28 protein-coding genes are annotated in these 25,203 nt (G+C 62.6%); 16 read left to right on the top strand and 12 right to left on the bottom strand.

Translation table 11 applies throughout. The annotated features are described in order from the left end of the window. Positions 1 to 46 precede the first annotated feature (46 nt). Positions 47 to 586, top strand: coding sequence for a MarR family winged helix-turn-helix transcriptional regulator (locus V1278_RS17930; RefSeq protein ID WP_334381726.1), 540 nt, complete (start codon positions 47 to 49; stop codon positions 584 to 586). 19 nt (positions 587 to 605) lie between these two features. On the opposite strand, the gene V1278_RS17925 is transcribed toward V1278_RS17930, so the two are convergent. After that, on the bottom strand, positions 606 to 1,526 hold the full coding sequence (locus V1278_RS17925) for an alpha/beta hydrolase family protein (RefSeq protein ID WP_334381725.1): 921 nt from the start codon (positions 1,524 to 1,526) through the stop codon (positions 606 to 608). Between V1278_RS17925 and V1278_RS17920 the strand changes: the two genes are divergently transcribed. From V1278_RS17920 to V1278_RS17900, 4 genes are all read left to right on the top strand, one after another. Beyond that, positions 1,476 to 1,655: a hypothetical protein gene (locus V1278_RS17920; protein ID WP_334384338.1), complete on the top strand. Its 180-nt coding sequence runs from the start codon at positions 1,476 to 1,478 to the stop codon at positions 1,653 to 1,655. The two genes, V1278_RS17925 and V1278_RS17920, sit on opposite strands and share 51 nt — an antisense overlap. Before the next feature lie 493 nt (positions 1,656 to 2,148). Continuing rightward, positions 2,149 to 2,397 (top strand): hypothetical protein, encoded by a 249-nt coding sequence (locus V1278_RS17915; RefSeq protein WP_334381723.1) that lies wholly within the window; start codon positions 2,149 to 2,151, stop codon positions 2,395 to 2,397. Between the two features lie 186 nt (positions 2,398 to 2,583). Further along, on the top strand, positions 2,584 to 3,006 hold the full coding sequence (locus V1278_RS17910) for a hypothetical protein (RefSeq protein ID WP_334381721.1): 423 nt from the start codon (positions 2,584 to 2,586) through the stop codon (positions 3,004 to 3,006). 358 nt (positions 3,007 to 3,364) lie between these two features. Then, entirely contained in the window at positions 3,365 to 3,619 is a 255-nt protein-coding gene (locus V1278_RS17900; RefSeq protein WP_334363432.1) for a hypothetical protein, read from the top strand. Between the two features lie 85 nt (positions 3,620 to 3,704). On the opposite strand, the gene V1278_RS17895 is transcribed toward V1278_RS17900, so the two are convergent. From V1278_RS17895 to V1278_RS17875, 5 genes are all read right to left on the bottom strand, one after another. After that, positions 3,705 to 3,944: a hypothetical protein gene (locus V1278_RS17895; protein ID WP_334368940.1), complete on the bottom strand. Its 240-nt coding sequence runs from the start codon at positions 3,942 to 3,944 to the stop codon at positions 3,705 to 3,707. A 190-nt stretch (positions 3,945 to 4,134) separates the two neighbouring features. Continuing rightward, on the bottom strand, positions 4,135 to 4,845 hold the full coding sequence (locus V1278_RS17890) for an outer membrane protein (RefSeq protein WP_334363433.1): 711 nt from the start codon (positions 4,843 to 4,845) through the stop codon (positions 4,135 to 4,137). 314 nt (positions 4,846 to 5,159) lie between these two features. Beyond that, entirely contained in the window at positions 5,160 to 6,203 is a 1,044-nt protein-coding gene (locus tag V1278_RS17885; RefSeq protein WP_334381720.1) for an alpha/beta fold hydrolase, read from the bottom strand. A gap of 120 nt (positions 6,204 to 6,323) precedes the next feature. After that, positions 6,324 to 6,746, bottom strand: coding sequence for a hypothetical protein (locus V1278_RS17880; RefSeq protein ID WP_334381719.1), 423 nt, complete (start codon positions 6,744 to 6,746; stop codon positions 6,324 to 6,326). Between the two features lie 203 nt (positions 6,747 to 6,949). Continuing rightward, entirely contained in the window at positions 6,950 to 7,195 is a 246-nt protein-coding gene (locus V1278_RS17875) for a His-rich protein BRANT (protein ID WP_334363436.1), read from the bottom strand. Between the two features lie 295 nt (positions 7,196 to 7,490). Between V1278_RS17875 and V1278_RS17870 the strand changes: the two genes are divergently transcribed. Then, positions 7,491 to 8,027 (top strand): tetratricopeptide repeat protein, encoded by a 537-nt coding sequence (locus V1278_RS17870; RefSeq protein ID WP_334381718.1) that lies wholly within the window; start codon positions 7,491 to 7,493, stop codon positions 8,025 to 8,027. Between the two features lie 81 nt (positions 8,028 to 8,108). Here V1278_RS17870 and V1278_RS17865 read toward each other — a convergent pair whose 3' ends face one another. Next, positions 8,109 to 9,683, bottom strand: coding sequence for a S10 family peptidase (locus tag V1278_RS17865; protein WP_334381717.1), 1,575 nt, complete (start codon positions 9,681 to 9,683; stop codon positions 8,109 to 8,111). Between the two features lie 254 nt (positions 9,684 to 9,937). Here V1278_RS17865 and V1278_RS17860 point away from each other — a divergent pair, with 254 nt between their 5' ends. The 5 genes from V1278_RS17860 (at position 9,938) to V1278_RS17840 (ending at position 15,054) form a co-directional block, all read left to right on the top strand. Then, a complete protein-coding gene (locus tag V1278_RS17860; protein ID WP_334363439.1) occupies positions 9,938 to 10,609 on the top strand; it encodes a hypothetical protein in 672 nt (223 codons plus the stop codon). Positions 10,610 to 10,634: 25 nt separating this feature from the next. Then, positions 10,635 to 12,788, top strand: a complete 2,154-nt coding sequence (locus tag V1278_RS17855; protein WP_334384206.1) for an adenylate/guanylate cyclase domain-containing protein — start codon at positions 10,635 to 10,637, stop codon at positions 12,786 to 12,788. Positions 12,789 to 12,912: 124 nt separating this feature from the next. Further along, entirely contained in the window at positions 12,913 to 13,692 is a 780-nt protein-coding gene (locus V1278_RS17850; protein ID WP_334381716.1) for an NAD kinase, read from the top strand. A gap of 216 nt (positions 13,693 to 13,908) precedes the next feature. Next, positions 13,909 to 14,454: a response regulator gene (locus V1278_RS17845; protein ID WP_334381715.1), complete on the top strand. Its 546-nt coding sequence runs from the start codon at positions 13,909 to 13,911 to the stop codon at positions 14,452 to 14,454. Positions 14,455 to 14,475: 21 nt separating this feature from the next. Next, positions 14,476 to 15,054 (top strand): Hpt domain-containing protein, encoded by a 579-nt coding sequence (locus V1278_RS17840; RefSeq protein ID WP_334363442.1) that lies wholly within the window; start codon positions 14,476 to 14,478, stop codon positions 15,052 to 15,054. A gap of 165 nt (positions 15,055 to 15,219) precedes the next feature. Here V1278_RS17840 and V1278_RS17835 read toward each other — a convergent pair whose 3' ends face one another. After that, positions 15,220 to 16,395, bottom strand: a complete 1,176-nt coding sequence (locus tag V1278_RS17835; protein WP_334363443.1) for a DUF2336 domain-containing protein — start codon at positions 16,393 to 16,395, stop codon at positions 15,220 to 15,222. A 266-nt stretch (positions 16,396 to 16,661) separates the two neighbouring features. After that, the gene (locus tag V1278_RS17830) at positions 16,662 to 17,681 is read right to left on the bottom strand and encodes a transglycosylase SLT domain-containing protein (RefSeq protein WP_334384205.1); all 1,020 of its coding nucleotides are present in this window, start codon (positions 17,679 to 17,681) and stop codon (positions 16,662 to 16,664) included. 272 nt (positions 17,682 to 17,953) lie between these two features. On the opposite strand from V1278_RS17830, the gene mddA reads away from it, so the two are divergent. The 3 genes from mddA (at position 17,954) to V1278_RS17815 (ending at position 21,612) form a co-directional block, all read left to right on the top strand. After that, positions 17,954 to 18,739 carry a methanethiol S-methyltransferase gene (gene mddA / locus V1278_RS17825; RefSeq protein ID WP_334381714.1) on the top strand — a complete coding sequence of 262 codons (786 nt, stop codon included), beginning with the start codon at positions 17,954 to 17,956 and terminating at the stop codon, positions 18,737 to 18,739. A gap of 148 nt (positions 18,740 to 18,887) precedes the next feature. After that, positions 18,888 to 19,490 carry a TetR/AcrR family transcriptional regulator gene (locus tag V1278_RS17820; protein ID WP_334363445.1) on the top strand — a complete coding sequence of 201 codons (603 nt, stop codon included), beginning with the start codon at positions 18,888 to 18,890 and terminating at the stop codon, positions 19,488 to 19,490. A 4-nt stretch (positions 19,491 to 19,494) separates the two neighbouring features. Then, positions 19,495 to 21,612, top strand: coding sequence for an alpha/beta hydrolase (locus V1278_RS17815; protein ID WP_334381713.1), 2,118 nt, complete (start codon positions 19,495 to 19,497; stop codon positions 21,610 to 21,612). Between the two features lie 21 nt (positions 21,613 to 21,633). Here V1278_RS17815 and hisI read toward each other — a convergent pair whose 3' ends face one another. Together hisI and folE are read right to left on the bottom strand one after the other, a co-directional pair. Then, positions 21,634 to 22,062, bottom strand: a complete 429-nt coding sequence (gene hisI, locus V1278_RS17810; protein ID WP_334363447.1) for a phosphoribosyl-AMP cyclohydrolase — start codon at positions 22,060 to 22,062, stop codon at positions 21,634 to 21,636. Positions 22,063 to 22,093: 31 nt separating this feature from the next. After that, positions 22,094 to 22,816 (bottom strand): GTP cyclohydrolase I FolE, encoded by a 723-nt coding sequence (gene folE, locus V1278_RS17805; protein WP_334381712.1) that lies wholly within the window; start codon positions 22,814 to 22,816, stop codon positions 22,094 to 22,096. A 244-nt stretch (positions 22,817 to 23,060) separates the two neighbouring features. Between folE and V1278_RS17800 the strand changes: the two genes are divergently transcribed. Then, the gene (locus V1278_RS17800) at positions 23,061 to 23,510 is read left to right on the top strand and encodes an iron-sulfur cluster assembly scaffold protein (protein WP_028349133.1); all 450 of its coding nucleotides are present in this window, start codon (positions 23,061 to 23,063) and stop codon (positions 23,508 to 23,510) included. Between the two features lie 150 nt (positions 23,511 to 23,660). Here the strand turns inward: V1278_RS17800 and V1278_RS17795 are convergent, their stop codons facing one another. Continuing rightward, a complete protein-coding gene (locus V1278_RS17795; RefSeq protein WP_442893838.1) occupies positions 23,661 to 24,518 on the bottom strand; it encodes a hypothetical protein in 858 nt (285 codons plus the stop codon). A gap of 322 nt (positions 24,519 to 24,840) precedes the next feature. Here V1278_RS17795 and yidD point away from each other — a divergent pair, with 322 nt between their 5' ends. Further along, positions 24,841 to 25,194, top strand: coding sequence for a membrane protein insertion efficiency factor YidD (gene yidD, locus V1278_RS17790; protein ID WP_334363450.1), 354 nt, complete (start codon positions 24,841 to 24,843; stop codon positions 25,192 to 25,194). Positions 25,195 to 25,203 lie beyond the last annotated feature (9 nt).

The raw sequence follows: 25,203 nt of genomic DNA, 5'->3' as shown, positions 1-25,203 counted from the left end.
GGTAAATCAGTTAAGTTAGTAAACGCTCGCTCGGATGAGAGAAACTATGGGACAAGAACTCCGCAAGGGATCGGACTCATCGAGCCGCGGCAACCGCGGAGGGCCGAATGAGGTCGGCGGAAAGAATCAGGACATCGCCCGGCAACTCGCCTGGGAGATCGCCGCCATCAACGTGCACCTCCAGGAGATTCGTTACTTCTGGGCAAAAGCCCTCGGCATCAGCGGCCCGCAATGGATGATCCTGATGGCCCTGGCCGATCTGGATAAAGGTGAGGGCGTCCCGGTGAAGGTCGTCTCAAAGATGCTTCACGTAGACCCGTCGTTCGTCACGACTCAGTCGAAAATGCTCGAGAAGAAGGGTTTCATGCGCCGGAGGACGTCGGCAGACGATGCAAGGGTTGTGCAGATGTCGTTGACGGACAAGACTTATAAGCACATTGCGAACCTGGCCTCCGAGCAGGAGGCCCTCAACAACTTCGTCTTCGCGGAATTCAGCGACCGTGAACTCAGCGAGCTCACCGGCAAACTCGCGACCCTGAAGAGCCGTCTCGAGAAGGCGAGCCTGAAGATAGCGATGGGTATATGACCTCTCTGACGGTAACGAGCTAGACCGGTACCGAGTCAAGGCGATCGGCCATCCAATCAAAAATGAACTCGTTGGCGAGCGTGGGATTATCGCAATGCCCATGCGCGGCAGCAGTTTCAGAGCTATCGAAAATCCTTAGTGAAATGTCGGGCTGGCTGGTCTTGAGTCGTTCGAACAGACCGGTCACATGGTTGCTTTCGAGCCAGCCCTGCTCACCCATGGTGATCAGAACCGGGCAGCGAAATTTTCGCCGCGGCCAGCCGCCTTCGCCTCCTTTACACGCGGAACCCAGCGAGAGGCGGTCCATCAAGAAGGTGCGCTCGTGCATATCCCAGATTCCGCCGTCACAAACCGCGGCAGCGAAACGATTGTCGAGAGCGACGCCACGCGCCACAAAGGACGATCCCGGACCGTCGCCGAGAATCGCCACCCTGTTTTCGTCGATGTCGCCCCTCGTCGTGAGGTAATCCATCACGTGGCTTACCGCCATTTCGAGATCGGGACGGCCCATGACCTCATCGAATTTTGCGCCGGTGCCGGATCCAAGGAGATCCACGGCCAGCAGCGACAATCCCCTGTCGCGGGCGTAGCGCGCCACCTTGAAGAGATATTCTTCCTTCCGATGCCCGGGATCGCCCATGCACACCACGACAGGCGTTCGATGCGGAGCGGCCGGGGCAGGCAAAAAGTAGCCTTCCAGCGGATAATCTTCCTGCCAGGGAATCTCGACGACCTCGCCGGCGGGAGTGAGATCCGCAATGTAGCGGCGGGCGCAGGCCCGCATGGTTCTGAGCACGCCTTGCTGTTTCTCGTCGGCAGCGTCGAAATCGAACGCTGATGCCTGATAGTAATTGATGGCACGGAGCCAGTTGCTTTGTGCGGTCAGCACGTGACCGCGCTGGAAGGCAGCGTTGGCGCGCTCGTTGCTGATATCAGCCATCCTCAGCCATTCCCGATACCAGGAATCGCCGCCATCCTTTGGGTCAATCCGACTTGCGACAAGGAAGCATTCCGAGATCAGCGAGCCCCCTTCCTGAGCCAGGCCGAGCAGCCTCATGAACTCGATTGAGAACTCTTCGCTGTCTGGCCATTGAACCCAACCCGCCGGACCAAAATGAATCTTCATGCCGGAAGCAAACCTGTGAACCTCAATTGATAAAATTAGTTATAGATTGTAACTTAAATCGTGAGGTCGACATGCTGCAAGCCCCCCAAACGTCCCATGCCGCAGATATGGTTAGCCCGACCGAACGGCTCCCAGCCTCAATAGCCAGGCTGTGTACGGCCATCGCCTGAGAGGCACCTCGGAAAATGTATTGCACCGGGCGGAACTAGGGGAAAGTGCTTGTTGGCCCATTTATGGGGCAACGTGCTGTTTTTTCGGCGATTCCCGTAGTTCTACGGTGCTGAATGCGCCACCTGGCGCATTGTCAGCGCGGCTTCTGGCCTGGACGAGATAGTAGTTCAACGTACCGGCCGATGCGCCACCCGCGGTTGTGGGATCGGACACTCACTCTCTGACTGGCCAGGAAACCAACCCCCACCTCCCGCGTTTTCCCGGCATGAGAATTCGCGAAGAAAACTGCAACATGGTGCTGCTCGCTATCGTCGCGTGTTTCAGCGTGACGATTGCCGGTGGCGCTATGCTGCTCGGGTTCGACGACAAGCCGGTCCGGTTCGCCCACCGGACAACCGCCGGCGTCGAGCGTTCGCCGGCAGCCGACCAGCGGATCATCTATGTCGGCGACCAGCCGCCGGTGCGTATGATCGGCGCGCCCTTTGTTCCGAACACCAATCCCCGCGACCGCTAGTCACTCCGCTTCGCGCGATCAGGTACATCACCCTCATGCGCCCGCGCCATGTCCACGTTGGCAGTCACGAACTGTCACCGTTTTGTCACCTCGCGCGCAAAAGAGCGGCAGTTATCCCCAGTTACGTCGCCGCCCGCTTGATTCCACAAAAGCCGTTTGGTGGAATGACTTGGGCCGAGGTGTCTCATGAAATGGATGAGGGAACGCGATCTCCTGATCGCGCAGACGATGGCGTTTGTTCAATCGGTGACCGGCAAGCCGCCGGAGGCCGAGAAGACGGGCACGACGTCGGTCACCGTCCTCTCCGTCCAGGCATCCGAGCCCACCCGTCCAGCCGCGCCGCTTTCTGACATCCAGGCCCTGCTGGCGGAGACGATGCCCATTGCCCAGGCGCCAAAGGAAGCGTCGAGGGAAATAGCGAGGCTGGCCCCTCTCGCGCGTCCTGACCTGCGGGACGACATCCAGTCCGAGATCAAGGCGCGGGTCGCGAGTTTCCGTGCCCATCAAGAGCGGTTCAACCGCGAGCGCGAGGCCTATTGCACCGCGACCATGGCAAAGGTGCACGCGGCGCTCCGAGAAGGCGAGCCGCTGGCGCGGCCGACTAAGTAGATCCCAGACATCTTGCTGCGTTCTCCGCCCCCGCCCCCGATGTTCAGAGCCAGGCATAGACCAGCGCCATGTTGGCTGCGCATGCAGCCAGCAGGCACACGGTCAGCGTGAGTTGGACACGCTCGCAGGAGGTCTGGAGGCTCGTTCTCATGGCCGGAAACATCCGGCGATTCTGGCGACTGAGTCTCGGGGATTCTTTTTTCGGGAGTTTACGGCTCGTTAAAGACTCAGAGACTCCACGAAAATGGGCCGAAGCGAGCCAATTTGCTCCCGAAACAGCCTGTGGAATGGCCGCATGGCAGCCAAGCCTGAAACCCGGCCCCCGCTTCCGCGTTGACCGTTTTTACCGGAGCTAACAATGCCCTACGCGCTGTTCTCAAACGATGCCAAGCTGAGCAAGGCCTATCCAACCGCAGCCGATGTCTGGAAGATCGCCCAGAAGAGCGGTCTCGTCGTCGACGTCATCGCCGGGCGAGACAACACGGGTCCCCGTCCGGTGCTGGACCATGACTACGAGATCAAGCCCTGCCAGCTTGAGCCGCACGAAGACCCCGCCCGCAACAAGGCCGACGCCGAGCGCGACGCGCAGACGGAATTGCAGCTCGCGTCGTAAGGTCGGCCGCAAGCGGCCGACACGCGACAGGTCCCCGCGAATGAACCGATTCGTCGGGACGACATCCGAGACGGAAAATCGGATCCTACGGCGTCGCCGAGACCAGCGATACCTGTTCCGAAGCAAGGGTGACGCAGGCCTTGCGCCGCTGCAGTCCCCTGATCGCACCGGTTACCTTGCGCACCTTGCCGGCCCCGCACGAGGGATCCTGCACGAAGGCGACTTCATAGGGAGCAAGGATAAGCGGTTCGGATTTCAGGACAGTTTGAGCAAGGCACGGAGACGCCGCTGCGGAAAAGATCAGCCCTAACGCAAAAGCACGCATGTTACGATGTCCAACCAGCCGGCTGAGACCATAATAGCGCATCATGACGAAAAGTTGCGTGCAGCGCGAAAAATTTTTTGACGCGCTCTGAGGACGCGCGCGGCGAGGCAGGCCGCACGCGGCCGCTCGGCATTCGCTGACAAAAAAGCCGGCGTAGCGCCGGCCTTTCGTGTCGATACGGAGGGCCGCATCAATATTTGGCGGCCGGACCACCCCAGCCGAACCGGTAGTTCACGCCCACCTTGGCCGTATGCTCGTCGTTGCGGAAGGTGCGACCGTTGATGTCGGCAGGACCGGACGTGAAGGTCGTGTCGCCGAAATTGTAATACTGGTACTCGGCCTTGGCCGACCAGTTCGGAGCGAACATGTATTCGAGGCCGCCGCCGACCGTGTAGCCGTCCTTGTGGTTGCCGTTGGTGGTGAAGCCTGCGGGCACCCCGGCCACCGATACGCCAAGATTGTTGCTGTCACGCCAGGCGTAACCGCCCTTGGCGTACAGCAGCGCCGGACCCCAGGTGTAGCCGAGCCGGCCGGTCACCGAGCCGATCTGATCGGTGTTGGAGGTCACGAGCGTCCCGTTCGGAAACAGCACGCCGTTATTATTGTTGCTGGGCAGCCAGCTATACTGGGCTTCGGCGCCCAGCACCCAGTTCGGCGCGAACTGATAGTCGAAGCCACCCTGCACGCCGCCGAGGAAGCGGACGTCGCTGCCCTGCAGGGAGTTGTCACCCGCGAAGGCGCCACCGGCATGGCCGCCGATATAGAACCCGGTCCAGTTATAGACGACCTGAGGCGCCGTATAGGCAGGCGCCTTGGTGTACGGCCGGGGCGGCATGTCGGCCGCAAAGGCTGGAGCCGCCATGACGGCCAGCGCGGCAGCCCCGAGCAGTATCTTCTTCATCCTATTTCCCCGTTACGAACGTCGCGGATACCAATCCAAACAACGTGACTTCATTTAGGTTGCTTTGCGGCAAGCGCCCGCGACCGGATGGCGCGCCACTGTGATGGCACAGCAACAAAGCGGTTTAGTTCCCTCGCACGCCAGGCTTTTTCCCGGGTTAAGAGGTGATTCCCCCGCTTAGCTGGTGTCCGGGATGACTAAGGCAAGGTTCAACCATCGCCGAAAAGTGATCCGATTTCGTTCACGGTTCCTTCCGGGGAATACTTCCCCGTGCCGGCAGTCGTCGCGACTGCCGGCTGCAAGACCGTCCGTCTTCAAGAGCGAGCCGCTTCGACGACGGCGTCGGCAAATGCCTGCGGCGCCTCCTGCGGCAGATTGTGCCCGATCCCGCCGGCGATGAGACGGTGGGCGTATCTGCCGGAGAACTTCTTGGCGTAAGCCTTCGGGTCCGGATGCGGTGCGCCGTTGGCGTCGCCTTCGAGGGTGATGGTGGGCACGGTAATGACCGGAAATTCGGCCAGCCGTTTTTCCAGCGCGTCGTATTTGGTCTCGCCCGGGGCGAGACCAAGCCGCCAGCGATAATTGTGGATCACGATGGCGACATCATCCGGGTTGTCGAAGGACGCCGCGCTGCGTTCGAAGGTCGCGTCGTCGAAATTCCATTTCGGCGAGGCAAGCTGCCAGATCAGCTTGGAAAACTCGCGCCGGTATTTTTCGTAGCCCAGCCGGCCGCGGTCGGTCGCGAAATAATACTGGTACCACCACTGCAGCTCGGCCGATGGCGGCAGCGGTTTTGCGTTGGCTTCCTGGCTGCCGATCAGGTAGCCGCTGACCGAAACCAGCGCCTTGACGCGTTCCGGCCAGGCCGCGGCGACGATGCCGCCGGTTCGGGCGCCCCAGTCGAAGCCAGCCACCACCGCTTTTTCGATCTTCAGCGCATCCATCAGCGCGATGACGTCGGTGGCAAGTGCGCCCTGCTGGCCGTTTCGCGGCGTATCGCTTGAGAGGAACCGCGTCGTGCCGTAGCCGCGCAGATACGGCACGATGACCCGGAAGCCTGCCGATGCCAGCACGGGAGCCACGTCGACGAAGGCATAGATGTCGTAGGGCCAGCCGTGCAGAAGAATGGCGACGGGACCATTGGCGGGCCCGACTTCGGCGTAACCGATATTGAGAACGCCGGCTTCGATCTGTTTCAGCGCAGCAAACGAGGCGTGGGCGCCCAGCCTGCCCGCGCCTGCTCCTGCGTCGCCGGACTGTGCGAACAGAGCCCCGCTTGTGGCAAACGGTGTGGCCGCAAGGGTAGCTGCCACGATGCCGAGGAAGCGGCGGCGGTCAGGCGTGATGGAATGGGACATGGTCTTTCTCCGCTCTATATCTCATGCGATCAAATCGCATGCGATATAAATGGTCGGAGATGATATGTATAGGCGCGAAGCATCACACTCTCGTGTGAAGCTCACGGCACGCGCGCGAATCTAGCGCGTCAGTTTCTCCAGTTCCGCAAATGGCGCGTAGGCCAGCCCCGCACAGGGCTCCGCGGCGTTTTCGATGATGCGGTCTAGCCGGCCGTCGACAAAAAGGATGGCGCGTTCGCGCGGCTCGCGGTAGCCGCCGTCGGATTCGCGCGGGCTGAATCGGAGACAGACGACATAGCGCAGCCGCCCGCCGACCACGCGCTCGGTCGGCTCGGCCATCACGGCGCCGCGTACGCCGACGGGATCATTGAGATAAGTCTTCAGGAACGCCAGCACTTCCGTGCGGTAATTTTTCGGAAAAGGCTGGCTGGAGACGCCGCGATCGTCGGTAAACGTGATCGGCTTGCTCTCGTCGCTGGCGGCGCAGGCCGACAGCGCGAGCGGCAACAGTATCACCGCCGCAATTTTGACTGAACTTCGCAAGCGAAATGCTTCCCCCGCCCCCGTTGGGCCGTCTCATAGACTGCCCGGCGGCGAAATGGAATTCGCATCTCGGTTACTGGTCCCGAACAGATCGAAGCAGCGCCAGCCCACGGCCATCGGGGAAGCAATGGCACGTGGGCTGGTCCGATATCCGCCGACGCGGGGGCGAAACGCGCCGGCGGATCAGATTCGATCGCGCTGGTTCAACTGCGCTTGGCGGCAGGCGCGGCGGGTTTGACCACGGCACGCTTCTTCGAGAGGCCGACCTGCTTCTTGTGGCTGCTCGCATTCGCGTTCAGCGCCTTCGATTTTCCCTGTTCGGCCTTGGTGGCCGGAGCCTGCGTACTCTTGTTCACCGGAGCTTGCGCGGTTTTGCCCGCAGTGCCGGCAAACACGGGCGCGGCGAGAACGGACACGGCAACGAGCGCTGCAGAAAAGGTCTTGAGCATAGCTGTCTCCTCTTCCATGGGGACCTGCGGGCTCTCCGGTCCGAATGGCCGGGCTCGCCGATCATGCGCGCGACGTTAGGCACGGCGCAGTGAACCCGTCCTGAATCGAACGTGCGGACTTCGTTCATCTCCATGGCAAGTTCGCCATCTTTTGAACGCGAACTGCGGCCGCCAAATCGGCAGAATCCAAAATCGGAAGAATCGAAGGCGGATGGCGGGAATGTTCTCAACTGCCGGGTGTTCACATCAACGGCCTTCGGTGTAGGATTGTGGAACCGGCCATCAGGAGAGATGCATGAACAAACTAGCGATCAGGCTTTTGACGCTCGCAATGTTGTCGCTTACGCTCGCGGCAGCTCCTGTCGTCACCGCCGTCTACGCAAATCCAGACAACGAGCCGCCTCAGCCGCCGAAGAAGAAAAAGAAATCCAGCGAAGCCCGCCCGGCCATTGAACAAACCGCATTCGTCGATGGCTATCGCGCTGCTTACGCCGCGATCTACGAGCGCCACGACTATGCGTCGGCGATCGAGCAGTTGAAGGCGCTCGGCCGTGACGACTCCGCCGCCGTCGCCAATCTCATCGGCTATTCCTATCGCAAGCTCGGCGACTACAAGGTCTCGCAGATCTGGTACGAGCGCGCGCTGAAGGCCGATCCGAACCACGTCAAGACCTGGCAGTATTACGGCCTGTGGCAGGTCGAACAGGGCAACCGCGATCAGGCGCAATATCACCTGAACCGGATCGCGCAGCTCACCGGCACCTCAAGCGAAGAATATCGCTCGCTCGCCGCCGCGCTCGAAAAGCCGCCGGGCGCGGGATTGGTGTACTGAGGCACGACTTTCTCCGCGTCATTGCAATGACGAAGGAAACACCGGCGTAGTCATCAAGACTGCGCCGGTTTTGTTTGAGCGCTACTTCATCACCTTCTCAACTTCCGCGCGGAATGCCTGGCGCGCGCCGTCGCGCGAATAGAACATGTGGCCGCCGGGATAGACGACGAGTTTGACCCGGTCCGACCGCGCATAGGCCGGCAACTGGTCGAGAACTACCTTCGAGGCAAAATAGGGCGTGGCGAGATCGAAAAGCCCGTGACCGACCAGCAATTTCATTTTCGGGTCGAGCGCGAGAATCTGGCGAAGCTCCGAAACCGACTCGGCCGGACCGCGACCGAAATCCCAGGCCCTGTACACAGCTGAGTTAAGCAGGTGATACGAGCCATCGGGACGCCAGTTGAGTTTGCGCGTGGTGAGGTCGACGGCTGCGCTCGTCAGCGGCGCCGTCAGGGAATCGCCGGAAGGATCGCCGAAATGCGCGTTGTTCGAATCCGGATAGGGATCGAAACCTGAGACCGAGCCGTCATAACGTCCCGTCACACGGCCGTTGCGGCGGTCGAATTCTCTGCGGAACTCGCCGACCTCGAAACGCCCTCCGAGTCTGCGGCTCACCGTTTGATCGATGCCGGTCAGCGCGGCCACCTTGTCGGCAAGTCGCGTCGCGGCCTCGCGGTCCGCCTGCCCCTTGACGAGATCGGTCACAAACTCGCCTTGCGCGTAGCGCTCGACGTCAGCGAGATCGGCGCGCGTCACCGGTCCCTTGGCTTCGCGCGCCACCGCCGCCATGCTTGGCAGTGTGTTCATATACTGCAACAGGCTCGAGCCGGAAAAATCGCGATAGTCGAACAAGGGTGAGACCAGGATCAGCCCGCGCACGCCGACGCCCTGCTGGGTCTGCAGGTTGCGAACGATTTTGGGTCCACGGATGCCGCCATAACTTTCGCCGGTCACGAATTTCGGCGAGAGCAGACGATCATTCTTTTCCAGCCAGCGCCGGATCACGAGTGCGATGGCGCTGACGTCGCCGTCGATGGAGTAGAATCGCTTGCGCGTGTCCTCGCCGGTCGCGACGAAACGGCTGTATCCGGTGCCGACGGGATCGATGAATACGAGATCGGTAAAGTCGAGCCAGGTCTCGGCGTTGGGCAGCAAATCGGGCGTCGCTGACGACACTGCGCCCTCACCCGTGATCGATATGCGCCAGGGTCCGGCGTCGCCGAACTGCAGCCAGGCCGAGGACGCGCCCGGGCCGCCGTTGAACAGAAACGTCACCGGCCGGCTTGCGCGATCGGTGCCGTCGAGCTGGTAGGAGGTATAGGCGATATCAGCCTGCGGCTCGCGCTTGTCGTCGAACAGCCGGATCGAGCCGGCGGTGGCGGTGAAGTTGAGCGTGCGGCCGGGCAGCGTCAGCGTTTGCCGGGTGGTGGAATCCGGCGGCAGGCGATGTTGTTCGGCTGCCGGCGATGGCGTCGCGGCGGGGCCCCGCCCTGCTTCACCCTTCTGGCCCGACGGAGACGGCGATGGCGTCGCTGCGGCGGGCTGCTGCGAAGTCGGCGAACTCGCCTCCTCGGCGCGTATGCCGGTCGCGCAACACAGGACCAGAATCGCGGCGGCCAGACGCATGGGACGCGTTGCCATAAAACGAGAAGCCATGCCGTTCACTCCCAATCTGCGCCCGACAGCGCTGTTGGTACACAAGGGCAGGAAACCCGCGGAAATCACAATCCCGACAGCATCGCGTGAGAGGGTTGGAATGCCCTGCACTGCGCCCGATGGCTGTCCTCGGCGGCCGTTAGGTGATATCGGTCGGTTCCGCTGGCCTACCGGCCAGATATTTTGATCTATCCATGAAACCATTCGAGCGCTGGCGCGACTAACGAACCTGCGCTTTTTTATGGGGTCTTAGAATGAAACGTTCGATTGCTGTTTGTCTCGGCCTGCTGGCGCTGGCTTCTCCGGCGGCCGCAGATTCGCCGGCCGCGGTGGTCGAAGACATCAAGGGCAAGGTCACCGGTGCGGAATTCATGGACTATGTGACGCCCAAAGCGGTCATCAAGATCGGCGACGGCGGCTCTGTCATTCTGAGCTACCTGAAGTCATGCCGGCGCGAGACGATCAGCGGCACCGGCACCGTTGTCGTCGGCACCGAGGAGAGCGCCGTTCACCTCGCCGAGGTCAAAGCCGAGAAAACCAATTGCGATGCCAACCAGGCCAACGTGACCACGCGCGAAACCAGCGGCGTTGCCGCCACCGTGCTGCGAAGCGTCGACAGCAACAAGGCGGCCTCCCTGCCGCAGCCGCAGCTCACGCTTTACGGCGCCTCCCCGCTGGTGGAAGCCAAGGGACGCGGCAAGCTGATCATCCGGCGTCTCGACGCGGCGGGCGAGCGACAGCAGATCGACCTCGGCGGCACCCAGCTCAAGGGACGCTTCGTCGATTTTGCGAGCGAGAATGTCGCGCTGGTTCCCGGCGGCCTCTACGCCGCTTCGTTCAAGTCATCGCAGATCGTGTTCCGGGTGGACGCAGATGCCAAGCCCGGCGCAACACCGATCGTCGGCCGGCTGCTGCGCCTGGAATAGGCGTGCCGGACCGTCCAGCTTGAGAATAAGACGCAGCACGCGCGACAGAGTGGCGATCGCCGCCATTGCGCTGGTTTGCGCGGCGGCCTCGGTTTCTCCTGCGGCCCGACCGATCCGCGGGCTCTCCATCGATATTCTCACGGCGCTGCGCTGGGAGGTGTTTGGCCGAAGGCAGGATCCCGCCGCTTCGGCGGCGGTCGTCGTCGCGATGGACGAGGAAAGCCTGCGCACCGCCCCTTTCAAAGACGCGCCGATGCTGACCTGGACCGGCGAGATCGGCCGCGTGCTTTCAGCGACGCTCGAAGGCGGCGCCAAGGTCGCGGGCTTCGACGTGGTGATCCCGAAATCGATCGAGCAGTCGGAGATACCTTTCGGCGAGGGCACGCTGGGAGAGAAAGTCCGCGGATTCGACCGCGATTTTCTTCGCGCGCTCGCCGGGGCGACGGCGAACCGCAAGGTGGTGCTGGGAGAAGTCCTGGGCGGCAATCAACCGGTGGGGCCGTCGCCGGGACAGCGCGTCGCTGTGCGCCAGCAGCAGAACATCCGCCCCCTCAACGATCACACCGACAGCGACGATATCCTGCGGCGCATGCCGCTGAGCTTCACCGTCAACGGGGCAAGGGTGCCTTCGATGGCCGTCGAGCTCGCCTCGCGGGCGCTCGGCGCTGCACCCGAATTCGACGAGCGCGGCAGGCTGACGCTCGCCGGCTACCGGGTTCCTGGACGGGTGCCGAACACGATGACGCTGAATTTCGAAGGCGGCAGCGACGACATTCCGACCTTCTCCTTTGCCGACTTGCGGGCGTGCGCCGTCAAGAACGACAAGGACTATTTCCGGCGCTGGTTCGGCGGCAAGGTCGTGATCTTCGGCACCGTCCTCGATATCGAGGACCGCCGCTTCACGTCCAAGCGCTTTGCAACTGGCATCGAAGGCGCGCGCACCCCGCGCTGCACGACCGAGAGCACGCCGGTTACTGCAGGCTTCAAGAAGAGCACGATCGCGGGCGTCTATGTCCATGCCACCGCGGTCAATAATCTGATCGCGCGCAATGGCGTGGTCGAACCTGGGCCGCTCCTCCGCTTGCTTATCGCGGCACTGATTGCTGCGCTCGCCGCGGCCGCCGCCTGGCTGTTCCGGCCCGTCATCGCGTTCGCTGCCTGGACTGGAATGATCGTGCTCGGCGTGGCCGGCGCGACGGTCGCCTTCAACCACGCGCTGGCGCTGCCGCTCGTCGAGCCGATCCTTGCCAGCCTGACCGCGCTGGCCGCAACCATTGGCTTCCGCTTCGTCATCGCCGACAAGGATCGCCGCCTGCTGCAGAAGAGCTTCGCGCTCTACCTCGCCCCGCACGTCATCAACCGCATGCTGTCGTCGAGCAAATTGCCGGAGCTCGGCGGCGAAACCCGCAACGTGACGGTGTTTTTCTCCGACATCGAAGGATTTTCGCTGATCGCGGAAAAGATGTCGCCCGACGGCCTGATGGAGCTGATGAACGAATATCTTTCGGCGATGACCGACGTCATCGAGCGCCATGGCGGATATGTCGACAAATATATCGGCGACTCCATCGTGGCGGTGTTCGGCGCCCCGGCCGACGATCCCGACCATGCCGCGAACGCAGCGCGCGCTGCGCTGGACTGCTGCACGCAACTGGCGGAACTCAACGCCTCCTCTGCCGTGTTTCGCGACTACAAGCTGGCGCAGCGGATCGGCATCAATTCCGGCGAGGCGCTGGTCGGCAATTTCGGATCGCGGCGGCGCTTCAACTACTCCGTGATGAGCGACGCGGTGAACCTGGCCTCGCGGTTGGAGGGCGCCAACAAATTCTACGGCACCACCGTGATCGCTTCCGAGACGACTGTTGCGCTTACTGGCCAAGCCTTCGCCTGGCGCGAACTGGACGCCATCAGGGTGAAGGGGCGAACCCAGGCGCTGAAAATCTACGAGCTGCTGGCGCTGTCGGCCGGGCTGACGCCCTCGCAGCAGACGGTGATCGCCAACTATGCCGACGGGCTGGCGCACTGGCGGGCCCGCGAGTTCGAGCGCGCCGCAGCATGTTTCGGCCGTTCGGCCGATATCGACCGGCCGGCATCGCTGTTTGCCGCGCGGGCCCGGGAATTGGCCCAAAACCCGCCGGGCGACGACTGGGACCCGATCCGGACGTTGCAGGAAAAATGACGGCCCGATGACCGCCGGTTTAGGTTACCGGCACGAAAGTGCTTGACGGCCATCTCGACAAGCCTGTCCAAGGTGTATAGACGAGCGCGGCGCAATCCGGCGCCAGGTATGAGTTCGTCGTCCGATGGCCAACCCCAAGCGATACGACCGGATCGCCTTCGTCGCGAGCGCAGGCGCAGAGGCGCAGACCGCGCTGGCGCAGCTCGTCAAGCTCTACGGCAATCATGACGCCGACGACGCCGACGTCGTGGTGGCGCTTGGCGGCGACGGATTGATGCTGCAGACGCTGCACGCCCACATGCGCTCGGGAAAGCCGATCTACGGCATGCATCGCGGCACCGTCGGCTTCCTGATGAACGAATTCGCCACGCATGATTTGCATACGCGGCTAGCGGCGGCGCGGGAATCCCTGATCAATCCGCTCTTGATGCGCGCGACCGACGTGAACGGCGTCGTGCATCTGCATCACGCCATCAATGAAGTCGCGCTGTTTCGCCAGACCAACCAGGCCGCGCACCTGCGCATCCTGATCGACGAGCACGAGCGGATGGCGGAATTGATCGCCGACGGCATCCTGGTGGCGACGCCGGCCGGCTCCACCGCCTATAATCTGTCGGCGCAGGGACCGATTTTGCCGATCAACGCCGCGCTTCTGGCGCTAACGCCGATCAGCGCGTTCCGACCCCGACGCTGGCGCGGCGCCCTGCTCCCGAACTCCGCTTTTGTGGTGATCGAGGTGCTCGAGGGTGAGAAGCGTCCGGTCGCGGCCGCCGCCGACCATGACGACGTGCGCGACGTCCGCCGCGTCGAGGTGCTGTCCGACAAGACGATTTCGATGCGGATGCTATTCGATCCCGGCCACAGCCTCGAGGAACGCATCCTGCGCGAGCAGTTCGGGTATTAGAGCCGTCGTCCCTGCGAACGCAGGGACCCATAACCATGGGCGTTAGTTGTCGCGAAAAGCCGTCAATTGTCACCTCCCTAGACCGAGAAGCCGCGGCGTATGGGTCCCTGCTTTCGCAGGGACGACGAGTTCAGGCGCCGGTTTTGCAACCATTCCTTAACCGGCGCCGCGATATGGTTAACGCCAGTATACCGTTTTGCTGGGCCGGGCCGGACCATGTATCGCATTGACTTCAACAAGCTGCGGTTTCTGATTTGCGACGACAATCCGCATATGCGCCGCATCCTGCGGACGCTGTTGCATTCGTTCGGCGCGCGCGAAGCCTATGAAGCCGAGGACGGCGCCACCGCGCTCGAAATGTACAGCCACTACGTACCCGACATCGTCATCACCGACTGGGCGATGCCGATCTTCGACGGCCTCGAACTGGCGCAGATGATCCGGCAGCCGGAATCGAAGGGTAACCCCTACGCGCCGATCATCATGCTGACCGGACATTCGGAGAAACGGCGCGTCACGGTCTCGCGCGACGCCGGCGTCACCGAGTTCCTGGCCAAGCCGATCTCGGCCAAGGGACTCTATCAGCGCATCCTCAACGTCGTCGCCAATCCGCGCCCCTTCATCAAGACCAAGACCTATTTCGGCCCCGACCGGCGGCGCAACACCAACAACGCCTATATCGGCCCCGAGCGCCGAGTCGGTGGCGAGATGGAAGTGATGCAGCAGCCGTCGTTGCTCGACAAGGCGCGGTCGAACGTTTAGCGCGAGCCTGGAGAGACCATCATGGCGAAAGAAAAGCCGGGGACGATACAGGTCAAATCGTTTGCCGATCATCACGTGATCACGCAGCCCAATCCGTTGCGCAAGGTATTGCTGCGCGTTCCCGAATCCGATCTCGACGATCCTGTCGGGCGCGCGGAGAAGGCGCTTGCAGGACTATCCGGTGAATTCAAGAACTGGATGACGATCGAGGCGGACCGGCTCTCGGCCGCGCACGCGGCCATTCTCCGCGACGGCTTCACCATCGACAACCGCGAAGAGCTGTTTCGCGCCGCCCATGACATCAAGGGTGATGCTGCCACGTTCGGCTTCCCTTCCGCCGGCGCTGCCGCCGAAAGCCTGTGCCGCATCATCGAACACGCACCTGATCTCGACCAGGTCCCATCCGAGCTGATCACCCATCACATCAATGCCATTCAGGCGATCGTGCGCGAACGAACCAAGCTCGACACTGCCATGATGGCGAGCGCGCTCAGCAAGCAGCTCCGCGGCGTCGCGGATGAATTCCTGCTCAAGGTCAACCGCGACCGCCCCGAACATCTCGAAGCGATCCTGGCGCCGAGCATCGTGCCGGCAGAGTAGCCCGCGATATCTCCACACCGTCGTCCCTGCGAACGCAGGGACCCATACGCCGCGGCTTATCGATTAAGAGCACGCTGGTCGATGACCTTCACCCAACCACAAACGACTGTGGTTATGGGTCCCTGCGTTCGCAGGGACGACACCGGTCGTGTTGCAGGAGTTCGCCTACGCCGCGATCAGATCGCGCACGGCTGGCACGAACGCTTCGTCAGCGACCAGCTCCTCGCAGAACAGGCGGGCTTCCTCGCGCGCGGACTCGGTTGCGAACCGCCGCAGCAGGATCAAGAGCGGCTCGGCGGCCTTGCGGTCGGTCTCGCAATGGGTCAGCACACGCTCGACCATGCGGCGGCGCAGCCTCGCGGCGCCGCCGATCGTGTCGACAAAGCCGGTCTCACGGCTGACTTCGAGCGCGATACGGAAGGCTCCGAATGTCGATTCGGGAAGGCCCGCGCGGATCAGGAGCGCCTGCAGGCTGGCGCCGCCGCGGTCGTGCAGCAGCGCGGTGACGCGGGCCAGCGGCAGGTCAGCCAGTTCGGCAAGCGCCGCATCGAACAGTTCGAGATTGCCCGACAATAGCGCGCGCAGGATCAGGCCGGCGGTCAGTTGCCCGGTGGCGCGCAGGTGCCGCACCAGGCCCAGCATATCATCGCCGCGCGAACACGCCGCAATGTTCACGGCCGAGCGCTCGCGCGCTTCGCTCGCCAGCCGCCCTGCCCGGTCGGCGCTCAGCCAATTCCGCGCGACGACGAATTGCGCCAGCGTCTCGGAGAGTTTCGCGACCAGCGCTGCGCGGGTGGCAGCCGGCAAGCCTTCCAGCACCAGCATCGCTTCCCTGATCGCGGCGAGATGGCCGTGACGTTCGACGATACGGTCCCATGAAAACGGCGCCAATTCCGCGTAGGCATTTTCGATCAGTTCGAGCGCCGCGGCCGCCGAGCCAACTTCGGCAATCGCGGCGGAAACCGAGGGCGGCAGGTTGATGCGGCGGGCGATGGCGCATTGCGTGTCGCTGTTGCCGGTGGCGACGATGTCGACGAGGTCGGCGTCGATCAGAAGCGGCGAATGTTCGAGCACGGGAAGCGCGATCGAGGGTTGGTCGAGCGAGAGCGCCTGCACGATCGCGGCCGGCGCGTCCGAGCTGCGCGCGAAGACTTCCGACATCGCCTGGCGCACCAGCGGCGACGGATCATCGAGCAGCATCAGCAGCGCGCCTTCGGCGGCGATGCGATCGTCCTCGGAAAGATCTGAAATCAACCAGGCCCGCGCCAACGCCCGCGTCGCCTCTGCCCGCTCGCCTGCCGGAGCGGTACGAATCCAACTGATGAACTGCCGAACGATCATGGTCCTGGCTACGCAACCTGAAACGACACCGTGACGCGGTGCCACTATTAGAAAAAATAAACCATGACGCTTAACAAAGGGTTCACCATAAACGGCTGGTTTTATTGACGTTTTGTTAAGGGTGCGAGGACGGTTGCGATGTCTCGTTCCCCGGATGCTGCGCAACACGCAGTGCTGCGCTGCTGATCCGGGGTCCATCCGAGCTCGCCCACCGCGATGGGTCCGGTTCTGCGACGCATCGCTGCGCGCTGCATCGCGGGTCAGCGTCAGCTACTGAACGTGCCGTTGCGGTCGCTGAAGAGGTCGAGTCTTCCGGGTGCGCGGACTTCGGGCGCATGTCCCGACAATGCGGTGCTCGCAGAGGCAACTGACACCGAATTGCTGCCCCACAATTCCTGCACCGCCGGCGAAATCGGCTGCGTGCGTTCGCCGCCCTGGAACAGCGAGCGGAAGATCGGCTCCGTTGACGCCGACGCGGTCTGCGCCGTTGCGGAAACCGGCGTCACCGCGCGAGAATCCGGGAAGCTCGAGAGATAGGCGGCGTTGTCGATCGCCATCGCTGCCGGCGCGGCGCTTGCGACCGTGATGCGCCGTGGCAGATCGCCGCCGGCGGCCGCCATCGCCGTGCGCGTCACCGGCGAACTGGCGGCCGCCGCATAGCGCGTGCTCAGCACCGAATAGACCTGTGAGACGCTGCGCGGCTGCCCGGAGCGATTGTAGAAGATCGATTGATTGGCCGCCGCAGCGTTCGGAAACATCCGCACGGCCGACGCGTTCGGATTGTCCTCGGCGTTCTGGATCAGCTTGCCGGCGCCGCCGACGCCCATGAAATGCGCCATGTAGAGTTCGGCATCGGTCGGGCGGCGCCCGATCTTGCCGGTCAGCCTGAAACTGTTGGATTGCGTCAGCACCGCCGCCATCGAAGAGGCAGCTTCGGGATCGTCGCGCAGCCGCATGATCGCGGCGCGTGCCGCGGGATCCTCGACCGAATAGCTGCCCGACGGATTTTTGGCGATGGCGTCGGCATATTTGCCGTAGCCGAGATGGGCCCCCGCCTCCTTTACCGTGCCGAGCCAGGTCTGGTCGATGAACTGAAACAGGCCGCGTGCCGACGAGGTGGTTGCGGCGGCCTTCGGGTTGAAATTGGATTCCATCTTCGCGGTGGCAAGCAGATATTCGAAGCTGGCGCCGGTCGTGGATGCGGCCTGCTTGATCGAGCCCGCAATCCTCGCGCGCGCGGGATCGACACCTGCCGCAGCCGTGGCGCTTGATGTGTCGACCGCCATATCCGTGGTGCCCCGCTCCTCGCGAAACCTCGCGGGCTCGTGAACGCCGCCAATCCGGCGCCTCACCGACCCAGCCTGCGACATTTATGGTTAATGCCGGGTTAAAATGCCGCATTTCCAACATAAAACAGGAATGAACTTTTCGGTCGTTCGACCGACTGAATATTTGACGTTGGATCTGACCGGCTCGCAAAGAGGAGACGTTCCGGGCAATCACGACCGTCCGCACTGAAAGCAAGGCTTCCGCAGTCTTCCCTGAGAGGATCAAGATCATGACAGACCATGCACTCCACTCCCCTCCCGCAAAGACCATAACCGGCGGCTTGACGGCTATGCTGTACGGCACGCTTACGTACCTGCTGTTTCTCGGTACATTTCTTTATGCGATTGCCTTTGTAGGCAACTTGCCGGTACCAAAGACCATCGATAGCGGCACCGCCGGGCCGCTCGTTCCTTCGCTGCTCATCAACGTCGTTCTGCTTGGCGTGTTTGCAATCCAGCACAGCGTGATGGCGCGTCCCGCCTTCAAGCGCTGGTGGACAAGGATCGTGCCGCAATCGGTCGAGCGTACGACCTACGTGCTGTTGGCCAGCCTTGCGTTGCTGCTGCTCTACTGGCAATGGCGGCCGATGACTGATGTCATCTGGTCGGTGACCGATCCAGTTGCGGCAATTGTCCTTCAGACGATTTCCTGGATGGGCTGGACGGTGGTGCTCGCCAGCACCTTCATGATCAACCATTTCGAGCTGTTCGGCTTGCGCCAGGTGCTGGCGCGGCTTCTTGGGCGCGAGTTGCCCCCGGCCGAGTTCAAAACGCCGATGTTCTACAAGGTGGTCCGGCATCCGATCTATCTCGGCTTCCTGCTTGCGTTCTGGGCGACGCCGGTGATGACGTTCGGTCATCTGGTGTTCGCCATCGCCACCACCGGCTACATCCTGATCGGCATATGGCTGGAGGAGCGCGACCTGATAGCGCTGTTCGGCGACCAGTACCGCCGCTACCGGCAGCAGGTCTCGATGCTGATCCCGCTGCCGCGAAACAAGGCGAAGGTCGGGTGACGTTTGTTTCACGGTGTCCGGCATGGCTCCGGGCATCGGTTTTCCGGCCGGTAGAGGGTTGAAACGGCAAGGCTGGCCTTCTCAGCCGGAATGCATGTAGCGTCTTGACGCTTCCATCACATCATGAGGTACCATGGCGCGCGCGGCAGTGAAGAAGATCGAAACCAGCACGAGCTTGCTCGAAGCTGCCAAGAAGGTGTTGCGCCGCGCCGGCTATGCCGGACTTTCCACTCGCGAAGTCGCTGCAGAAGCGGCCGTGCCCTTAAGCCAGATCCACTACCATTTTGGCTCCAAGCAGAACATGGTTCTGGAGCTGTTCGAATATCTCAATGCTCAACTTCTCGACCGGCAGAACAGGCTGTTCGAAGATCCATCGCTAAAACTGTCCGAGCAGTGGTCCCGCGCCTGTGACTACCTCGATGAGGATATCGCTTCGGGCTACGTGCGGGTGCTGCAGGAGCTGATCGCGGTGAGCTGGCATGACGCGGAAGTAGCAAGGGTGATCCGAGCCGGCCTCATGGGCTGGATCGACCTGATCGTAGGCGTGGCGCGGAGGACCGAACAGACGATCGGCCCGCTCGGCCCGTTCTCGGCAGAAGAGGTCGGCGCGATCGCCGCCTCCAGTTTCATCGGCGGCGAAAGCCTGTTCCTGCTGGGACTGGAGAAAAAAGGCTCGCCGATACGGGCGTCGCTGCGGCGCGTCGGCGACCTCATTCGGATTGCGGAAGGATCTTCACCGGAAAAAGGATGACAGCATGCGAGCAAAGCTGGCGGACAGCGAAGGTTTCATCGCCCGCGACGGCGTGAAACTCGCCTACGAAAGCTACGGCGCGGGCGCGGAAACCATGCTGTTTATTCCGCCATGGAGCATCGTCCACTCCCGGATCTACAAGGCGCAGCTTCCCTACTTCAGCGAACATTTCCGCTGCATCGCCTATGATGGCCGCGGCAATGGCAAATCCGATCGACCAGAAGACGTCACTGCCTACACGCTCGACAACTACCTCGCCGACGCGCTTGCCGTGATGGACGGCCTCGAGGTGGAGCAAGCTATCCTGGTCGGACTTTCGTTTGGCGGGTTGCTCGCCTCCATTCTCGCCGCCTATCACCCGACGCGTGTGCGTGCAGCCATCCTCGCCGGCACGGTCTCGACCATCGGACCTGCGCACCAGGCAAGATTTGCGGCCTCGCATTTTCTCGCCGAGAGAGACAGTTACGACGGCTGGAACAAATTCAACCGTGACTATTGGCTGAAGAGTTACCCTGATTTCGCGGAGTTCTTCGTTCGCAACATCTGCAGCGAGCCGCATTCGACCAAACAGATCGAGGACGGGGTCGGCTGGGCTGCCGAGACGGATGGACCAACCCTGATCAAAACGGTCGAGGCGCGAAACATTCCTCCCCAATTCGATGTCAGCGCGGAAATGTATCGCAGCATCCGCTGCCCGGTTCTGTTCATCCACGGCGACAACGACCAAATTCAGCCCTGCGAACGCGCCCGGGCGGCCCACGCCGCGGTGAGCGGTTCGGAGTTCGTAACGATCAGAGGCGGCGGTCACAATCCTCTCGGCCGGTATCCGGCCAAGGCTAACGCGCTGATCAACGACTTCATCGATCGCCGGCTCGCCATCCGTCAGCCTGCACGTGAAACTTTGCCGCACGGCGCACGCCAGAAGCGCGCCCTCTATCTCTCCTCGCCGATCGGCCTCGGCCATGGCCGCCGCGACATCGCCATCGCGCGCGAGCTGCGCAAGCTTCATCCTGACCTCACGGTGGACTGGCTGGCGCAAGATCCGGTCACGCGTCTGCTGGAGGCCGGCAACGAACATGTCCATCCGCTAAGTGCAAGGTTGGCGAGCGAAACGCGGCATATCGAGCTCGAAAGCGGCGAACACGAATTGCACTGCTTTCAGGCGCTTCGCCGCATGGACGAGGTGCTGATCAAGAACTTCATGATCTTCCAGGACGCCGTCGAGCAAGGCGCTTACGACATCGTGATTGCGGACGAGGCCTGGGATATCGATCACTACTGGCACGAGCATCCCGAGCTGAAAAAGGCAAAACTCGTCTGGTTGACCGACTTCGTCGGCTACGTGCCGATGCCGTCCGGCGGCAAACATGAGGCGCTGCTGACGGCGGACTACAATGCCGAGATGATCGAGCATGTCGAGCAGCATCCTGGCGTGCGCGATCGAGCGATCTTCGTGGGCCAACCTGAAGACGTGGTGCCGCTATCGTTCGGTGCGGATCTGCCCCTGATGCGCGATTGGGTACCGAGGCACTTCGATTTCGCCGGCTACGTCATCGGCGAGCATCCGCAAACCTTCGGCAACCGCCAATTTCTTCGTGAAGCGCTAGGCTACGGGAGCGCCGAGCAGATTTGCATCGTCACCGTCGGCGGATCGGGGATCGGGGCTCACCTGATCAAGCGCGTCCTGCAGGCCTATCCCATCGTGAAGGCCAAGCTGCCGGCGTTGCGCATGGTGGTGGTCGCCGGTCCCCGCATTGATCCAGCGTCGCTGCGTGCGCCGGAGGGCGTCGAGATAAGGTCGTTCGTTGCCAATCTCGACCGGCATCTCGCAGCGTGTGACCTGGCGCTGGTTCAGGGCGGGCTCACCACTTGCATGGAACTCGCGGCTGCCGGGACGCCGTTTGTCTATTTTCCGCTGCGAAACCATTTCGAGCAGAACTTTCACGTCGCTCACCGGCTCCGCCGCTATGGCGCAGGCATCCAAATGGACTTCGCTTCGTCGACCCCCGATATGATCGCCGACGCCATGATGTTGGCTATGTCGAGGCCGGACAGACCGAAACCGGTCGAAGCCGATGGCGCAAGACGCGCAGCCGCCATGATCGGTGAGCTGTTGGCATGACCAGCCCGGAACCGACGCCAGTTATTTCCGGTAAACATTGTTCGGATCGAACTGCCGGTCGGCATCGACGAACGTCAGCAGCGCACCGCCCCCGGCGGCGTCGATCTTGCGGTAGAAGCAGGAATGCCGCCCGGTGTGACACGCAGCGCCCTGCTGCTCGACGCGGATCCAGATGGCATCCTGATCGCAATCAATGCGCATCTCGACCACGCGCTGGGTCTGACCTGACGTCTCACCTTTTCGCCACAACGCATTGCGGGACCGGCTGAAGTACCAGGCGTCGCCGCTTTCGATCGTCTTGCGCAGCGCTTCCTCGTTCATGTGCGCGACCATCAGCACGTCGCCGGTCGCAGCATCCGTCGCCACGCAGGTCACGAGACCGGACGCGTCGAACTTGGGCTGGAAGGCCAGCCCCTCTTCACGTTCATTGGTCGTTGCGGAGGTGGACACGACGGGGCCTCGCGGAGAAATTTCGGCGAGGCTACCGGTTGGACCCTCGCACCAGGGACAGGAAACGCTGCTGCTCCGCCGGGTTGTCGCGGAACATGCCGGTGAAGCGGCTGGTGAACGTCATCGCGCCATGCTTGGCGACGCCGCGCACCGACATGCAGGTATGCTCCGCCTCGATCAGCACGGCAACGCCGCGGGGTTTCAGCACCTCGTCGATCGCGGCCGCGATCTGGGCCGTCAGGTGCTCCTGGGTCTGCAGGCGGCGGGCGAAGATATCGGTGAGCCGCGCCAGCTTCGACAATCCGACCACCCGCTCCACCGGCGTATAGGCGATATGCGCCTTGCCGTAGAACGGCATCATGTGATGCTCGCATTGCGAGGTGAACTCGATGTCGCGGACCAGGACAAAGTCGTCATAGCCGGCGGTTTCGCCAAAGGTGCGGTCCAGCACCTCGGCCGGGCACTGATGATAGCCCTGATAGAGCTCGTCGAAGGCTTCGACCACGCGGCGGGGCGTATCCAGCAAACCCTCGCGATCGGGGTTTTCGCCGATATAGCTGAGCAGCGTGTGCACGGCATGTTCGGCCTCGGCGCGCGACGGGCGCGGCAGGTCGGCGCGGACGGCAGCGGCCAGGAACTCGGCCGGATCGAGCTCGGTCGGGCGGGTTTCCGGGGCCACGTCGGGCGATTTCACTTCGGAAGGCTTCAAATCGGAAGGCTTGCCAGGGCGGAGGGATTTGATCAATGCGTCCATGTCTTCTCCGTTCGACCGGCCTGCAGAGACCGGAGTGTCACCGGGCAGACGGGGCGGTTTTGCCGCCGGGCGCCTGAGTCCCATCCACAACACGTTGACGGCCGAACTGGTTTCCATGTCTGGTCCATGTCCGTCCGCCTACGGCAAACGGCCGGGCTGTTTTTCCGCCGTTCCTGTCCATATATAGGACGATGAAACCCAGCCGCCAAGGGCGCTCGGATCGCCGCCCGGGACACCGATTCTCATGCTGAACGACATCTACAACAAGCGGATCATTGAATTGGCGGGCAATATTCCCCGCCTCGGTCGCCTCCCCGACCCCCACGCCAGCGCCACCGCCCACTCCAAGCTGTGCGGCTCGACCGTCAAAGTCGACCTCAAGATGGACGGGCCCGTGGTCAGCGACTTCGCCCATGACGTGAAGGCCTGCGCGCTCGGACAAGCCTCCTCCTCGATCATGGCAAGCCATGTGGTGGGCTCGACAGCCAGCGAGTTACGTGAATTGCGAGAAACCGTGCGCAAGATGCTGAAGGAAAACGGCGGTCCCCCGCAGGGCAAATGGGCCGACATCGCCCTGCTCGAGCCGGTGCGCGACTACAAGGCCCGCCACGCCTCGACCATGCTGACGTTCGACGCCGTGGTCGACGCCATTGGCCAGATCGAAGCCAAGGCCAAGCAGCCGGCGCAGGCGTAAGGGAAGTCCCCGCCTATACCCAATCCTGTCATGCCCGCGAAGGCGGGCATCCAGTACGCCGGGAATTCCCGTTTGATCACAAGCGCCGCGGCGTACTGATCATCCGCTTTCGTTTTCGCGGATGATGACACCGAGTGTTGGGGACGCAGCCTATTTCTGTTGCGGCTGATTCTGTTGCGGCTGAGCCGGCTGCACCGGCGCGGTCGCAGATCCGCCGGTCGGAACCGCGGCTTCGGCAGTCTTGGTCGACTTGCCCGCCTGCGACTGCGCGTCGCCCTCCGTCGAGGAACTGACGAAGCGATCCTGCGGCTTGGAAGGCTTCGCCTCGGCCATCGGCACCGACGCATTGTCCTGCGGGAACACGTCGGCGATCGCATCGGTCGTGACGAGATTGGCCAGGCGCAATTCATCGCGTGACAACTGGTGCAGATCTTCCCACGGCGGAACACTGAGCGCGAGCGACAGCAAATCGCCGGTGCCGCCCATGTCGAAGGTATATTTCGTGAGGCGACCGATGTCGCGTTGCACAATCATCAGGTCCTGCGCGCTGTAACTCGAGGCCTTGGCGTCATCGGCGCGATCACCCATCCAGATCTGGTGCACGCGGACGTGCGCGACCGGCGGCACGTAACGGGTCTTGCCCGCGAGAAGCAGGAACACGCACATCGACTCACAATAGGCTTCCGGCGCCACGCTGACGCGTTCACCACGCGGGGTCTTCGTGCGCACGGTGGCGCCGACCGTGGTCAGCGCGCCGAGACTGCGGAACCGCCGGCCAAGCGCGATGGAATCGTTGACCGAGCCGCCGCTGGAATCCAGCACGATGGTCGCGCCCGCGAGCTGGCGACCCTTGGCGAATTCGTCGAACTCCCGCGGACTATCCGCTGTGACGATGCCGACGGCCGAGACCCAGCCCCTGCAATCCGGCTGGCATGCATTCCACTTGAAATGCATTGGCTGTTTGCGTTCTTCGAGGGTGCCACCGGCATATGCCGAATTACCCAGCATCGTGATCGCGCCCGGCAATGCGAGACAAAAGGCGGTGGCACCGAGAAGGGCCCAACCGCGAAGTTTCAGCGACGTCTCAAACCTCAATTTGGTTCCTTCCCCCAAGCCCCGTTTACGACTAGTGGCAATGGCCCCGTTTTAGCGCGAGATGATTCTGTCATCGATCCGTATGAAAACGGTAACTGTGCTGACGTGTGTCGTCCATAATACCTTGGCTTGGTACGCCGCATTGCAGTGCGATAATTCCTAAGTGTGGCTAAATATCTGCAGGAATTGAGTTCCTTGCTTGGGAACCCCCGCAAGACTACGTACATAGTGCTGCATGGCATCGGCAGGTCCTTCATCGTCACAGCAAAAACAATGCACGGATTGTGCCAGCATCGCCCGTCGTCTGCCGCGCAATGCCGGACGCGCGCTGATATGGATCTATCGGCATTCGCTGTCGCTGCTGGTCGGCTACAACTGCCGGCATCTGCCGACATGCTCGGTGTATGGCGACGAAGCGATCGAACGTTTCGGTTTGTGGGGCGGCGGCTGGATGACGCTTGCGCGGCTGTTGCGCTGCCATCCCTGGGGCACGTCCGGGATCGACAACGTGCCGCTTACGGCGCCCGCGGGTGCGCGATGGTATCTGCCGTGGCGCTACGGACGTTGGCGCGGCGTCAACGCTTCCTGAGTACGACGC

This window comes from Bradyrhizobium sp. AZCC 1577 (genome assembly GCF_036924575.1).
Taxonomy (GTDB): Bacteria; Pseudomonadota; Alphaproteobacteria; order Rhizobiales; family Xanthobacteraceae; genus Bradyrhizobium.
This window is presented reverse-complemented; position numbering and strand designations above follow the sequence as displayed.